Below are 14,824 nucleotides of genomic sequence, written 5' to 3'. Positions count from 1 at the left end.
CGTGAGCGCGGGAGGCCCCGTGAGCGCGGCACTCCCCGGATTCGTCAGCGCGGAGGGTTCGGCGTGACCCGCACCTCAGGGACGCGGATGGTGACCTCGAGCCCGCCGGTCGGGACGTTGCGGAGGGTGGCCGAGCCTCCAGCCCGTTCGGCGACCGCGCGGACGATCGCGAGTCCGAGTCCGGAGCCGCCCGGCATCGGGATGCCGGGCACTGCGTCCGGGTCGCGTCGTGACGTGCGGGCCTCGTCGGGCCGGGTGAAACGGTCGAACGCGACCGGTACGAAAGACTCGGGGACGCCGGGGCCGTCGTCGGTGATCTGCAACACACCCTCGCCGGGGGTGGTCCGCCAGGTGACGACGACGCTGCCGCCGCGGGGGAGTGCGGCGACCGCGTTGCCCGCGGTGTTCGTGACGAGTTGCGCCATCCCGCCGGTGTCGAGCCGGTACCGCGGTTCCACCGTGCCGCCGCCGATGCCGGGGCCCGAGCCACCGACTGCGACGGGCGGGTCGAGTTCGAAGTCGACCGTGACGTCCTTGGCGCTCGCGATGAGCCGGACGCGGTCGACGGCGGCCATGACCTCGTCGCCCAGGTCCGACCATGCGGTGGCCGTCTGCGGGGCGCCGTCCGCCGATCGGCGTTCCGACTCCTCGATGCGGGACAGGGTGAGCAGGTCGTTGGCGAGCCTCGAGAGCCGGGCGACGCTGTTCTTCGCGCGTTCGATGTGGGCGGCGAGGGCCTGGGCGTCGTCCCCGTCCAGGGACGCCAGGTCGAGCTGGGTGGTGAGGATCGCGAGTGGGGTGCGCAGCTCGTGGCTGGCGTCCGAAACCATCTGGCGTTCCCGCTCGGTGGCCTGGCGGGTCCGCGCGAGGAAGGCGTTCAGGGTCGTGGCGAGGGACGCCAGCTCGTCCTGCGCGGGGCCGACCGGCAGCTCGGCGCGCTCCGGGGCGACGGAGAGCCGTTCGGCCTCACGACGCATCCGGTTGACGGGACGCAGCGCCGTGGTCGCGAGCACCCACGAGGCGACGCCGAAGGCCACCAGGATCGCCAGTCCGGTGAAGGACAGCGTCGTGGTCAGGTCGTCGACGACGATCGCCTCGGCCTGCGAGTTGCGGGCGGCGACCACGGTCCAGCGTCCGGCCTGGTTCACCGGGTGTTCGACGACGACGCGGTACTCGGAGTCGCCGACGTCGATCACCGAGGTGCCGGCCGGGGTGGAGCGGAGACTGCCGAGCGCCTGTTCGAGGCGTCCGGGCATCGACGACAGGGTGATGTCGCCCGTGGGGGAGACCACCGCGACGAACTGGGCGTTGCCGGGCGGGGAGAGGTTCGGGTTGCTGTCGACCTCGAGCGTGGCGACGTACGGGTCAGTGTCGGCGTCGAGCAGGGTCTCGGTGGCCCGTGCGACGACGCTGACGACCTGCAGGCGCATCACGAGCACGAGCAGCGCGATGACGACGGCCGCGATCACCGTCGAGCCGATGGTGATGCGGGAACGCAGCGAGAGCGATCGCAGCGTCCACCGGGTCCGCCGCGCGGGTGCTGCCCCGTCCGACCGCGTCACGCGGTCGTCACGCGCCGATGAGGTCGAGTCGGTAGCCGCGGCCACGGACCGTGCTGATGGCGACGGTCGCCTCCTGCGCGACGAGCTTCTTCCGCAGGTACGAGATGTACTGCTCGACGACGTTCGGGTCGACGTGCTGCGAGCCGTCCCAGACCTCTTCGAGGATCTTCGGGCGGTCCACGACCGTGCCGACCGAGCGGGCGAGCAGCCGCAGCAGCGCGAACTCGGTGGGGCTCATGGCGACGCGCTGGCCCTTGATGGACACGCGGCGTGCTTCGGAGTCGATCGAGACGTCGCCGACCTCGATGGTGCGGGGAGCACCGACCGGTTCACGGCGGCCGAGCGCACGGAGCCTGGCGGTGAGTTCGGCGAACGCGAACGGCTTGGTGAGGTAGTCGTCGGCGCCGGCGTCGAGTCCGAACACCCGGTCGTCGACGGCGTCGCGTGCGGTGACCAGGAGGATCCGGACCGGGTCCTCCCGTTCGCGGACGCGTCGAGCGAGCTCGAACCCGGACATGCCCGGCATCATCACGTCGACCACGGCGATGTCGTAGGCCTGCTCACCGAGGGCGATCAGTGCCTCCACGCCGTTCTCGACCGCGGTGACGCGGTACCCCTCGGCAGCGAGCCCGCGCTCCATGAGCGCGCGCATCTCGTCATCGTCCTCGACCACCAACAAGCGCATCTGGACCTCCCGCGACCATCGTGGCACCGAACGGGGTCCGGCGGGCGGATCGGCGGGCGGCAGGCCTGAACACCGTCACAGCACCGACGGCGTCCGTTGCGTCCGGTGGACAGCTCGAGACCGACGGGTACTGGCCGGGACCATCGCCTTGCTATGCTCCGGCCCGGACGCTGTACCCGACAGACCGTCCTGTACTGGGGGGCACCATGCACGACCCGGACCATCCGGAGATCGTCCGCCTGCGCGCCGAACTCGACTCCGCCCGGGAGGGCGTCGTCGGTCTCGGTCCGCTCGACGGACCACATCGCGACCGCGTCGTCGCCGACCTGCTCGCCGCCGTGCTGGACGGTGCCGGCCGTGCCGCGCGCGCAGCCGGCCAGGAGGCCGTGGTCGCCGAGATCCGTCGGTTCGCCGACGTCGAGGTGGTCACGTCCGACCCGTCGTGGCCCGCGGCGGGGGTGTGGGCGGACCTCCTCGAGGCGGCGCACCAGGCGGCGTGCGGCACGGACGAACCCGTCCGCTGACCCGACGTCGGAGCAGGCCGCTCAGTCGTCCTCGCCGAGCAGTTCCTCACGGACGCGACGGACGTCCTCCAGCAGTGCTCCGATGAGCACCCAGTGCCGGGAGTTCGGCCGGACGACCGCGAGCGGCGCGGTCAGCGCGTGCTCGACCGCGGTCTCCTCCGGTCCCTCGGTGAGCTCGCCCGGCGTGAGTCGTGCCGACTCGACCTGCGCGCCGAGGCGGCGGACGTCGGAGCCGATGCGGGCGACCTCGGTGGCGATCCGCCCCACCATCGGGTCGGCACGGAGGTCCGGGGCGGTGTTGTCCCGGACGGCACGTGTCATGCCCGTGACCCGGGTGACGAGGACGCGCAGGTGTTCGGCGACGGCGACGTCCCGCTCGAGGACGGTGTGGTGCCGACCACCGCGGGGGTTCATGGCGAGTGAGTCGCGAGCCGAGGTCAGCGCGGCCTCCGTCCGGCCGTGCTGCTGCCGGAGCGCCCGGGCCTGCAGCAGGGCCGCGTCCCACTGCTCGTGGTCCCACCCCTCGGTCAGACCGACGGCGATGCGTTCGAACGCGGCGGCGGTGTCCCGGGCGAGCCGTGCGACGGCCAGGTGCGCGGGTTCGAGGAGGACCGGCGGCACGATGACGGCGTTCACCACGAGCGCGACGACCGCGCCGATCACGGTCTCGAGGATCCGGTCGGCCGAGTAGTTCGGCGTGACGACCCCGGCGGTCAGCACGAGCATCCCGCTGATGCCGACCTGCGTCGCCGAGGTCGGGGTCAGGCGCAGTGCCCAGGCGAGCAGGATCGCCAGGACGACCACGAGCAGCACGATCCACACCGCGTCGCCGAGGAGCAGGTGCACCCCGGTCGCCAGGACCACGCCGAGCAGGACCCCGGCGCTGCGCTCCAGGCCCTTCACGAACGACTGGTTGATGCTCGGCTGCACGACGAGCAGGGCGGCGATCGCGGCGAAGGTCGGGAACGGTCCACGGATCAGGAGCTCGCACAGCAGCACCGCCGCGACCACCGCCACCGCGGTCTTCACGACCTGGAGGAACGGGGTGCGGCTGGAGCTGCGAAGGCGCCTGACCGGGTTCACCCCTCCACGCTAGCCAGGAGCGGCACGCCGAACCGCTCGGCAACGCGCCGAATCCCCGCACACACGGTTGACTGTGGCCGTGTGGCCCAACCATGAGCGTGTCATCCCCGAGGCCTTCGCCGGGTCCGGGACGTCCGTCGTGGCCGCGCGTGCGCACTCGGTCGAGCCCTCGGGCAACGGCTACCTCTACGGGTACGAGGTCGACACCCTCGACCGGAACGGCCAGCGTGCCACCGTCCTGACGTACGTCGACACCGGCGGCGCCCACGACCAGAACAGCGCCATCGTCACCGACCCCGCGACGGGGGAGCCGGTGTCGGTGTGGGCCTACCCGAACGACCCGGGCCTCCCGGTGCTGCCGCAGGTGACCTACCGGGACGCCGTCGCCGAACTCCTGACCACGCTCGGCATGCCGGTGACGGACCCGACCCTGACGGTGGCCGCCTACCGGCCCGGCAAGCGCGCCGTGGTCCGCGTCGACGCGCCCGAGCGCATTCTCTTCATCAAGATCGTCCGGCCGCACCGGGTCGCACCGATCGTCCGCACTCACGAGCAGTTCGCGGCGGCCGGGCTCCCGGTGCCGCGCGTGCTCGCGAGCCGCGGTGACGGGCTGCTCGTCCTCGAGCTGGTCCGGGGCGTCCCGGCCGGCAGCCGGATCACCGAGATCGCGGACGACCCGCGCTTCGTAGCGTCCCTCGCGGCGCTGACCGGCCGCATCGCCGCGGTCCCGATGACGCAGCAGGCGCGAGCGGACGCGATGGACCACGCGGATTGGCACCGCCGTACCCTGACGACCGCGCTGCCCGCGGACGCCGAGGAGATCGACCGCCTGTACGACGCGATCGGGCGCCGGTCGATCGGCTGGAACGCCGCGCAGAAGCAGGTGGTGCACGGTGACCTGCACCTCGAGCAGGTCTTCGTCGACGAGGACGAGCCGTGGCGCATCTCCGGCCTGCTCGACATCGACACCGCCGGTTGGGGGTACCCGGTGCGGGACGTCGGCGCGGTCGTCGCGCACCTCGTCGTCACCGGGCTGTGGCACCGCTCCCGTGGTGACGTGGACCGCGGTGCCGCCGCCGAGCGCCTCGCGGACGCCGTCGCCCGGGACTGGGCGGCCCGGAACCCGCAGGAGGCCGAGCGCCTCGGGCCGGCGATCGGTGCACAACTCCTCGCGCATGCGGGCGGGCAGGCGACCACCGGGTCGGTGAACGGGATCGCGACGGCGGAGCAGCTGCTCGCGGCGACGCGTGCCGCCCTGGCGGAACCGGCCCCGAGCCTCCCGTCCGGTGCCGGCCGGCCACGCTCCGCACCGCACCTCTGACGCCCGTCCCGTGCGCCCTGCCCGTGACGCGGCGTCCCGGCCGGGAGGCTCGCCACGCGCGGGGTGTGGAGAGTCGCCTCCGTCGGTGCCTGGGGAGTAAACTGACGGCGCACGCACGGCGTGCTCGCATGTCGCGTCGATCCCTGCCGCGACGACCGGTCGCTGGCCGGTGCGGGCCGCAGCCGCGTCGCCTGGTAGGTCAGACCTCCAGGACGTTCTCCGGAGGACCTCCTCCGGGATGGGTGGCGTGCGTGAGACGCCGCCGGACTCCCGAGCAGACCGTCACATCGACCACCGGCCCGCACCTGGGCCCCCGATGCGTCCTGCCGGAACGTGCCGGCGTGCTGCGGGCCACGGCGGCCCGTGGTGGACACCGGTGCGACGGCCACGACACACGGCAGCCGCACCACACGACTTCCGCCCGTACCGGGTGGCTCGCCCCGACGAGGGCGGAACAGGAGGAGCTTTGGCTCGATCAGGTACCCGTCGCGCTGCCGGTGGCACGCGGACGGCTGCGCGCCGGACCCGACCGCTCGACAACGACGGCCTCATCCCCGTCCTCGCCCGCGCCGTGCGCGAGGTCGAAGCCGCCGCGCAGCGAGGCCCCCTCAAGGCGACGAACCGCACGAAGTTCCAGGCTGTCGCCCTGCTCATGCGCGAGGAGCGTGCCCGCGTCAAGGCGGACGCGACCCTCACCGACTCGCAGCGTGCCGAGCAGTTGAAGCGCCTCGACGGAGTCGCCACGATCCTCGCGAAGACCGCTGCGCGGGACACCAGTGTCATCCAGCTCCTCACCGAGGAGGCCTCCGTCTCCGAGGCCACGCGCACGGTGAAGCGCGACATGATGATCGCCGCCGGCATCGAGCTGCAGCCCGAGGACCTGGTCATCGCAGCCGAACCGACCGCTGCGGTCGAGACGCCCGAGCGGTCCGTGGTGCCGCAGTCCGTCGTGCAGCGGCAGCTCGCGAACCCGTTCCTGCCGCCCGACTTCGCGCTCGCCGACCAGCCCGTGGCGCACCCGCGTCGTCTGGCGAACTGGGAGCTCTTCGGTCCGCTGTTCAAGTCCTTCGAGTACGGCGCCGGCGGCGGAGTGGCCTCGATGCCGCTGCCCGAGCCGGCGACGCTGCACACCCCGGCCGGTGCCTCGCTGATGAAGCACCAGGCGGAACTCGTCACCTCGGCGGCGCAGGGGCACCGCACCTTCCTGCTCGCCGACGAGCCGGGCCTCGGCAAGACCGCGGAGTCGCTGCTCGCTGCCGACGCCGCGAAGGCGTTCCCGCTGCTCGTCGTCGTCCCGAACGTCGTCAAGACGAACTGGGCTCGCGAGGCCGAGCGCTGGGTGCCGAACCACCGTGCCACGGTCATCCACGGGGACGGCCAGGACCTCGACGGGTTCGCCGACATCATCATCGTCAACTACGAGATCCTCGACCGGCACGTCGGTTGGCTCGGGACCTTCGGGTTCAAGGGCATGGTCGTCGACGAGGCCCACTTCATCAAGAACAAGGACTCGCAGCGCTCGAAGTTCGTGCTGCAGCTCGCCGAGAAGATCCGCGAGCGCACCGCGAACCCGCTGCTGATGGCCCTGACCGGGACGCCGCTCATCAACTCGGTCGAGGACTTCCGCACGATCTGGGAGTTCCTCGGCTGGATCGACGACAAGAAGCCCCGCGCGCAGCTCATGAACGAGCTCGAGGAGATCGGGCTGACCCCCGCCGACCAGGGCTTCTTCACCGAGGCGCGCAAGGCGGTGATCGACCTGGGCATCGTCCGTCGCCGCAAGGTCGACGTCGCCGCGGACATCCCGGCCCGCCGGATCGCCGACATCCCCGTCGAGCTCGACGGTGACGAGGGTCGTTCGATCCGCGACGCCGAGCGCGAGCTCACCGCGAAGCTGGTCAAGCGGTACCACCAGGCGCTCGCTGCCCGCACCGGCCAGGCGCCGGTCGACGGCATCGACGAGAAGCTCGTCCGCCAGGTCGCCCGCTGGGAGCTCGAGGACCAGGACGCCTCGTCCACCGGGGAGAACGTGTTCTCGATGGTGCGTCGCATCGGTCGTGCCAAGGCGCAGCTCGCGGCGGACTACGCGGCGCAGCTCGCCTCGAACGTCGGCAAGGTCGTGTTCTTCGCGAAGCACCTCGACGTGATGGACCAGGCGGAAGAGGTGTTCGCCCGCCGGCACCTGCGCACCGCGACGATCCGCGGCGACCAGACGCCCGCGCAGCGCACGGCCGAGATCGACTCGTTCGTGAACGACCCCGACGTCGCCGTCATCGTCTGTTCGCTCACCGCGGCCGGCGTCGGCCTGAACCTGCAGGTCGCCTCCAACGTCGTCCTCGCCGAACTGTCGTGGACGAGCGCCGAGCAGACGCAGGCGATCGACCGCGTGCACCGCATCGGTCAGGAAGAGCCGGTCACCGCGTGGCGCATCATCGCCGCGCAGACGATCGACACCAAGATCGCCGAGCTCATCGACTCGAAGGCCGGCCTCGCTGCCCGCGCGCTCGACGGGTCGGACGACGAGGTCGTCGACTCCGGTGACATCCAGCTCGACGCGATGGCGTCGCTGCTGCTCGACGCGCTCTCGCGGTAGGGCGCGGCCGGCCGGCTGGCGGGCGCCGGCTGGCTGGCTCCGTTCGGCTGCGCACAACAGGAACCCGCTCGAACCAGGGGAGTCCGTGGTTCGAGCGGGTTCCTGTCGTGCGGGTCCGGCTTGCGCCGGGCGCAGGGGCGCCGCCGCGGGTCAGACGCGCGACTGCACCTCGGCCAGGGACGGGTTCGTCGCCGTGCTGCCGTCGGGGAAGACCAGCGTCGGCACGGTCTGGTTGCCGCCGTTGACCTCGGCGACCAGCTCGGCCGTGCCGGGCGTGTTCTCGATGTCGACCTCGCGGAACGGCACGCCCGCCTTGGTCATCTGGTTCTTCAGCCGGGCGCAGTAGCCGCACCAGGAAGTCGTGAACATGGTGACGCCGCCGGCCTCGGGCACGAACGCGTCACGGGTGATCGTCTCGCTCATGTGCTCACGGTAACCCCGGTTCCCGGGAGGCGCGTCCGACCCCGCCTCCGACCCTGCCTCCGGCCGCGGCTCCCTGACGAGGCACGACGGCCCGCCGCCGACCCACCCGTGGTGAGGACCACGCCGCCACCCTGGTAGACAAGACCGTGTGAGCGACACCCACCTCGAGATCGAGCGCACCTACGACCTGCCCGACGGCGCCGCACTGCCCGACCTGGTCGGCGCCGGCGGGATCATGCAGACCGACGTCCAGGAGCCCTTCGAGCTCGACGCCACCTACTGGGACACCCAGCGGTACGACCTCGTCGCCGCGCACGTCACCGTCCGACGGCGCACGGGCGGACACGACGCCGGCTGGCACATCAAGCGCTCCGAGTCCGACACCGTCCGCCACGAGCAGCACTTCCCGCTCACCGAGGACCCGGACACCGTGCCCGTCGAGGTCCTCGCCGCACTCTTCACCGAACGCCGCGGCCGCGGACTCCACCCCGTCGTCCGCATCACCACCACCCGCACCGTCACCCGCCTGCTGGACGAGGACGGCGACCAGGTCGCCGAACTCGCCGACGACCAGGTCGTCGCAGAACGCCTCGACGACGACGCGCCGGCGGACCCGAACACCTGGCGGGAGGTCGAGGTCGAAGCCGTCGAGGGCGTCGACCCGCAGATCGCGCACGAACTCTTCGCCGCCCTGGACGGCCGGTTCGCCGCCGTCGGCGCCGGCCCTGCCGCCGTCGCGTCCAAGCTGGCACGCGGGCTGGCGGGGGCACCGGCACCGCGCCTCCAGACCGAGGAGAAGCCGCACAAGGGCACCGCGGCCCGCGCACTCACCAAGCGCCTGCGGAAGCTGCGCGGCACGCTGCTCCGCCTGGAGGCCGGACTCCGGTCCGGCGCACCGACCGACCTGGCCGAGACGGCGGAGACCGCGCTCGGCATCGCCGCCGTCCTCGGGTCGTACCGGCCGGCCTTCGCCGACGGGGACGAGATCGACCGGGCCGCCGCCGCGGCCGACGCACTCGCAGCCGTCACGGCACGAGCCGCGCTCGCCGAGTACCTGGTCGACCGACTGTCGCATGCGTCGAGCCCGGCGCAGGAGGCGCTCGTCGACTCGATCACCCGCGAACGCGTCCTCGCCGCCACTCGCCAGCGCCGCGACGACGCCACCCGCGAGGTCGTCCTGTCCCTGCACGAGGAGTCGTTCCTCGAACTGCTCGACGCCCTCGACGACGCCGTCGAACGCCCCCGGCCGACGGCGTGGGCGCTCCGCGATCCGAAGCGGGTCGCGCAGGACGTCTCGGCGATCGAGAAGCCGCGCGTCCGCGACCTCGTCCGCGTCGCCGTCGGGGACGACCCCGCCGACGAGGCCGGGGACCGCGAGGCGACCCAGCGTGCCTGGCACGCGACGCTCCGCGCCCGGATGGCGATGGACGTCCTCGGCGACGACGCGTTCCCGCACGCGCTGTGGAAGCGCATCGGCACCGCGGCCGACGTGCTCACCGAACGTGTCCGGTCGCTGCACGCGCTGGAGCAGCTGCGCGTGCAGGCGGGCATCGCGGAACGCGCCGGCGAGGGCACCTTCGGGTACGGGGTCCTCGCGGGCGACCGGGTCCGCGTGGCCGAGGAGTCCTACGACGAGGCGGTGCACGCGCTCAACCGCGTGTGACGGCGAAGGCCGGGAACCACGACGGCGCGCACCCTGATCGGGTGCGCGCCGTCGTCGTCGGTCCGGACCGGGTCCGTGCTCCGGGTCAGCCCGCGGCGATCGGGTTCGCGCTCGCGGCTGCGGGGGAGACGTCAGCCAGTCCGAGCACGTCGAGCAGCCAGGCCAGCTCGGACGCACGCTCCTTCCACGAGTCGTACCGACCGCTGACACCACCGTGTCCGGCGGACATCTCGGTCTTCAGGAGCACCGGGGCGCCGACCTCGCGCAGCTTCGCAGTCCACTTCGCCGGCTCGACGTAGAGCACTCGGGTGTCGTTGATCGAGGTCACGGCGAGGATGCGCGGGTACTGCACGTCGTCGCGGACGTTCTCGTACGGCGAGTACTCGCTCATGTACCGGTAGACCTCGGGGTCGTGCAGCGGGTCGCCCCACTCGTCCCACTCGATGACGGTCAGCGGCAGGTCCGGGTCGAGGATGCTGGTCAGCGCGTCGACGAACGGCACCGCGGCGAGGATGCCCGCGAAGCGTTCGGGCGCCAGGTTCGCGACTGCGCCCATCAGCAGACCGCCGGCGCTGCCGCCCTCGGCCACCAGACGCTCGGGCGTGGTCCGGCCGCTGTCGATGAGGTGCTCGGCGACGGCGACGAAGTCCGTGAACGTGTTCTTCTTCGTCAGGGTCTTGCCGTCCTCGTACCAGTGCCGGCCGAGTTCGCCGCCACCGCGGACGTGGGCGACGGCGAAGACGACCCCGCGGTCGAGCATCGACAGGCGCATCACGCTGAAGCCCGGGTCGATCGAGTGCTCGTACGAGCCGTACCCGTACAGGTGCAACGGGGCCGGGGTCTCCGCATCGACGGCGTCCCGGCGCCACACGAGCGAGATCGGGACCCGCGTGCCGTCGGACGCGGTCGCCCAGTCGCGCTCCTGCACGTAGTCGGCCGGGTCGTAGCCGCCCAGCACCGGCTGCCGCTTCAGCACGGTGACCTCGCCGGTCGCCAGGTCCAGGTCGCTGACCTCGGACGGGGTGACGAAGGACGTGTACCCGAGGCGGAGCGTCGGCTGGTCCCACTCGGGGTTGCCACCGAGGCCAGCCGAGAACAGCGCCTCGTCGAAGGGGACCTCGTGCGCGTCGCCGTAGCCGTCGCCCTCGATCGGGATGATCGCGATCCGGGGCAGCGCCTCGGACCGGTACTCGAGCGCCAGGTGTCCGGCGAAGGCGTCGACCGACTCGATGCGTCGCTCGGCGTGGTGCGTGACGACGACGCGGCGGTCGGACTCCGAGGTCGGGTCGTCGGCGGGGACGTCCACCAGCTCGAAGTTCTCGGCGCCGTCGTTGTGCAGGACCAGCAGTCGGTCGCTGCCGCCGACGATCGCGTGCTCGATCTCGTACTCCACGCCCTCGCGACGGGGCCACACCACACGGAACTCACCGGTCGGGTCGGACGCGTCGAGGACGAGCGCCTCGGAGGTGATCTTCGACCCGAGCTCGATGACGATGTACTGCGACGAGCGGGTGACGCCCACGCCGACCCAGTAGCGGTCGTCCGGCTCCTCGAACACCACCACGTCCGCGTCCGCGGACGTACCGACGGTGTGGCGCCAGATGCGGTCCGGTCGCCACGAGTCGTCGACGGTCGGGTAGAAGACGTACCGGCCCGAGGGGTCGAACGTCGCGCCGGCTCCGGTGTTCGGGATCGTGTCGCCGAGGTCCTGTCCGGTCTCGAGGTCCCGGACCGCCAGGGTGTAGCGCTCGTCGCCCTCGACGTCGACGCCGTAGACCAGCCGGCGACCGTCGTCGCTGATGTCGTAGGTGCCGAGCGAGAAGAAGTCGTGCCCCTCGGCCAGGGCATTGCCGTCCAGGACCACCTCTTCCCCGGGCAGGGTGCCGGCGCCCGTCGGCGAGTCCTCGGCTGCCGCCTCGAGCGACGGCGGGGTCCAGTCGTCGGGTCCGCTGATCGGAGCGCGGCACTGCACGCCGTACTGGCTGCCCTCGCTCGTCCGGGTGAAGTACCACCACTGGCCCATGCGGACGGGGACCGAGAGGTCGGTCTCCTGCACGCGGGTCTTGACCTCGTCGAAGAGCCGCTGGCGGAGCCCGCCGAGGTGCTCGGTCTGCCCCTCGGTGTAGCGGTTCTCGGCTTCGAGGTACGCGATGGTGTCCGGGGACTCCTTGTCGCGCAGCCACTCGTAGTCGTCGACGAAGTCGATGCCGTGGTGGGTCCGCGTCCGGGGCCGCTTGGCGGCGGTCGGCGGGATGGTCACGTCGTGCTCGCTGGTCACCTGGCCCACCCTATTCGCTCGGCATGGATGACCGACCCGGCCCCGCCGCTCCGCCCACCGCCTCGGCATCCACCGCCGAGTCCGCCGGCACGGCCGCCGAGGTCGACGACACCACGGCCGCCCGGATGCGTTCCGCGAGCGCGTCGAGCTCCGCCAGCACGTCCGACGCCACCCAGGCCCGGTCCCGTCGCCGCTCGGTGACCGGCCGCAGCACGCCCGCGTCGACCAGGTCGTCGATCACCGCGTCCGTCCAGGGCAGGTCCGGCGGCAGCGCGGCACTGATCGCCGCCTCGGTCAGGACCGGGTCCGCGAGCAGGACGCGGAGCACCGCGGAGTCGTGCGTCACCCGCGGTCCGCAGCTCGTGCTGTGCACCGCGGCACGCTCGTGTTCGATCTCGTCGAGGCGGAGTGCCGCGTACTCGACCTCGTCACACACGGTGCCGATCGCCGCGGCGACCAGGGTCACGACACCGTCGACGTGCCCGTCCCGGTACCGGACGAGTTCGGCGAAGTACCCGGCCCGGTCCGCGACGAGTGCCGCGGCCACGGGGACCACGAGCGAGGACGTCAGACTGCGTCGTCGGAGCACGGCGTTGACGAGGGCGCGGCCGATCCGCCCGTTGCCGTCGGTGAACGGGTGGACGGACTCGAACTGGGCGTGGGCGATCGCCGCCTGGACGATCGGGTCGAGGTCGTCCCGCGACAGGAAGGCGAACAGGTCGTCCATTGCCTCGGCGACGTCGTCGGCCGGCGGCGGGACGTACGCGGCGTCCCGCGGGGACGCTCCGCCACCGATCCAGTTCTGCACCTGCCGCCAGCGCCCCGCGACCGGGCCGTCGACGGGGTCGTCCCGCATGAGCACGGCGTGCGCGTCGAGCACCGAGCGCTCGGTGATGCCGCCCCGGCCGGCGTCGTCGATCATCGCCCTGAGCGCCGAGGTCGCGCCGACCATCGCCGTCGCGCTGCCGTTCGCGCGGATGCCGACGAGGGCTCGGGCGTAGTCGTCCAGCGTGGCGTGCTCGTCCTCGATCCGGGAGGACGAGACGGCCTCGGTCCGGGCGAGCAGCAGGTCGAAGGTCGCGGTGCGGTCACCGAGGCGTCGGTCGAGCTCCGTCAGGCGCTCGGTGACCCGCGACACGAAGTCCGCCGTGGTCGGGGGTGCGGTCCAGGTGCGGTGGGCGATGCGGGGCGGCAGCGAGCACCGGACCGAGCGGACCATGCGGTCGGCTCGGGGCGGTCGTCCACTGCTGCGCCACGGTCGGGTCGCTGTGCGGTGCGCCGGCCAGTCAGGCCGGGGCGACCGGGTGTCGTGGTGGTGCATCCTGCCTCCGCTCGTCGGGTCCCCAGAAGGTACCCACGCACCGTCCTCCACCGCGAAGAACCCGTATGTCGTGTACGAAGACCGAGGCGTCCGCCGATGGGATCGGTACCGTTGTGGAATGACTGACAACTCGTTCGTGATCACCGGTGCCCACGTCGTCCCCGTGGACGGGGCGGAGTTCGACGGGGGAGCGGTCGTCGTCCAGGACGGCCGGATCACGGCCGTCGGACCCGACGTGACGCCTCCCGACGGACTGCCCGTGATCGACGCCGCCGGCGCCTGGCTGCTGCCCGGCTTCGTCGAGGCACACGGCCACGTCGGCATCCACGAAGAGGCGAACGGCTCGGCCGGCAACGACACCAACGAGATGACCGGCCCGAACATGGCCGCCGTCCGCGCGATCGACGCGGTAGACATCGACGACGAGGGGTTCCGCGACGCCCTCTCCGGCGGCATCACGAGCATCGTGGTGAAGCCCGGCTCCGGCAACCCCATCGGTGGGCAGACGGTCGCGATCAAGACCTGGGGTGGCCGGACCATCGACGAGCAGCTCATCTCCGACGCGGTGAGCATCAAGAGCGCCCTCGGCGAGAACCCGAAGCGGGTCTACGGCGAAAAGGGGCAGACCCCCTCCACCCGCCTCGGCGTCGCGAAGGTGATCCGCGAGGCGTTCGTCGCCGCGCAGGACTACCGGGCCGCCCGTGACGCCGCCGCACGGAAGGACGAGCCGTTCACCCGGGACCTCACGAAGGAGGCCCTGGTCCGCGTCCTCGACGGCGAGCTCGCCTGGGACCAGCACACCCATCGCCACGACGACATCGCCACCGCGGTCCGTCTCGCCGAGGAGTTCGGCTACCGCCTGGTCGTCAACCACGGAACCGAGGCCCACAAGATCGCCGACCTGCTGGCCGAGAAGGGCATCCCGGTGATCTACGGGCCGCTGTTCACCAGTCGTTCCAAGGTCGAGCTGCGCGACCGCGGCATCCCGAACCTCACCACGATCGCGGCAGCCGGTGTCCGCGTCGCGATCACCACCGACGCGCCCGTCGTCCCGATCAACATGCTCGTCACCCAGGCGACGATGGCGGTGCGTGACGGCCTGCCGCGGCAGACCGCGCTCGAAGCGATCACCTCGGCCCCGGCCGACATCCTCGGCTTCGGGGACCGGGTCGGGCGCATCGCCGAGGGGCTCGACGCCGACCTGGTGCTCTGGGACGGCGACCCGCTCGACGCCACCAGCCGCGCCCAGCGCGTCTGGATCGAGGGCGAGCAGGTCTTCCGCTACGTCGACGGGCAGGGCGTGACGACACCGCGCTGGTGACCAGCCCGGTGTCGGTGACCGGCTGACGGACGGGAGGCTCGGTGCGGCGC

At 72.3% G+C, this 14,824-nt stretch carries 11 protein-coding genes; 5 read left to right on the top strand and 6 right to left on the bottom strand.

The window, feature by feature from the left end; translation table 11 throughout:
• Positions 1 to 44: 44 nt before the first annotated feature.
• Positions 45 to 1,562, bottom strand: coding sequence for a cell wall metabolism sensor histidine kinase WalK (locus tag DEJ31_RS13440; protein WP_110904029.1), 1,518 nt, complete (start codon positions 1,560 to 1,562; stop codon positions 45 to 47).
• Positions 1,563 to 1,569: 7 nt separating this feature from the next.
• Positions 1,570 to 2,247: a response regulator transcription factor gene (locus DEJ31_RS13435; RefSeq protein ID WP_110903965.1), complete on the bottom strand. Its 678-nt coding sequence runs from the start codon at positions 2,245 to 2,247 to the stop codon at positions 1,570 to 1,572.
• Between the two features lie 206 nt (positions 2,248 to 2,453).
• On the opposite strand from DEJ31_RS13435, the gene DEJ31_RS13430 reads away from it, so the two are divergent.
• Complete coding sequence (locus DEJ31_RS13430; protein WP_110903964.1) at positions 2,454 to 2,771, top strand: hypothetical protein; 318 nt, start codon at positions 2,454 to 2,456, stop codon at positions 2,769 to 2,771.
• Between the two features lie 21 nt (positions 2,772 to 2,792).
• Here the strand turns inward: DEJ31_RS13430 and DEJ31_RS13425 are convergent, their stop codons facing one another.
• On the bottom strand, positions 2,793 to 3,854 hold the full coding sequence (locus DEJ31_RS13425; RefSeq protein WP_110903963.1) for an aromatic acid exporter family protein: 1,062 nt from the start codon (positions 3,852 to 3,854) through the stop codon (positions 2,793 to 2,795).
• 79 nt (positions 3,855 to 3,933) lie between these two features.
• On the opposite strand from DEJ31_RS13425, the gene DEJ31_RS13420 reads away from it, so the two are divergent.
• Entirely contained in the window at positions 3,934 to 5,175 is a 1,242-nt protein-coding gene (locus tag DEJ31_RS13420; protein WP_146243160.1) for an aminoglycoside phosphotransferase family protein, read from the top strand.
• A gap of 466 nt (positions 5,176 to 5,641) precedes the next feature.
• Positions 5,642 to 7,768, top strand: coding sequence for a DEAD/DEAH box helicase (locus DEJ31_RS13415; protein WP_111045178.1), 2,127 nt, complete (start codon positions 5,642 to 5,644; stop codon positions 7,766 to 7,768).
• A 150-nt stretch (positions 7,769 to 7,918) separates the two neighbouring features.
• Here DEJ31_RS13415 and DEJ31_RS13410 read toward each other — a convergent pair whose 3' ends face one another.
• Positions 7,919 to 8,191 (bottom strand): mycoredoxin, encoded by a 273-nt coding sequence (locus tag DEJ31_RS13410; RefSeq protein WP_110903960.1) that lies wholly within the window; start codon positions 8,189 to 8,191, stop codon positions 7,919 to 7,921.
• Between the two features lie 148 nt (positions 8,192 to 8,339).
• On the opposite strand from DEJ31_RS13410, the gene DEJ31_RS13405 reads away from it, so the two are divergent.
• Positions 8,340 to 9,854 carry a CYTH domain-containing protein gene (locus DEJ31_RS13405; protein ID WP_110903959.1) on the top strand — a complete coding sequence of 505 codons (1,515 nt, stop codon included), beginning with the start codon at positions 8,340 to 8,342 and terminating at the stop codon, positions 9,852 to 9,854.
• 85 nt (positions 9,855 to 9,939) lie between these two features.
• Here DEJ31_RS13405 and DEJ31_RS13400 read toward each other — a convergent pair whose 3' ends face one another.
• Together DEJ31_RS13400 and DEJ31_RS13395 are read right to left on the bottom strand one after the other, a co-directional pair.
• The gene (locus DEJ31_RS13400; protein ID WP_258366305.1) at positions 9,940 to 12,132 is read right to left on the bottom strand and encodes a S9 family peptidase; all 2,193 of its coding nucleotides are present in this window, start codon (positions 12,130 to 12,132) and stop codon (positions 9,940 to 9,942) included.
• Positions 12,133 to 12,142: 10 nt separating this feature from the next.
• The gene (locus DEJ31_RS13395) at positions 12,143 to 13,351 is read right to left on the bottom strand and encodes a Fic family protein (protein WP_181433530.1); all 1,209 of its coding nucleotides are present in this window, start codon (positions 13,349 to 13,351) and stop codon (positions 12,143 to 12,145) included.
• Positions 13,352 to 13,571: 220 nt separating this feature from the next.
• Here DEJ31_RS13395 and DEJ31_RS13390 point away from each other — a divergent pair, with 220 nt between their 5' ends.
• Positions 13,572 to 14,774, top strand: a complete 1,203-nt coding sequence (locus tag DEJ31_RS13390) for an amidohydrolase (protein WP_111122107.1) — start codon at positions 13,572 to 13,574, stop codon at positions 14,772 to 14,774.
• Positions 14,775 to 14,824: the final 50 nt, after the last annotated feature.

The sequence above is a fragment of the Curtobacterium sp. MCPF17_031 genome (genome assembly GCF_003234035.1).
Lineage (GTDB): Bacteria > Actinomycetota > Actinomycetes > Actinomycetales > Microbacteriaceae > Curtobacterium.
Note: the sequence above shows the minus strand (reverse complement) of the source record. Positions and strands in the feature narration are given on the sequence as shown.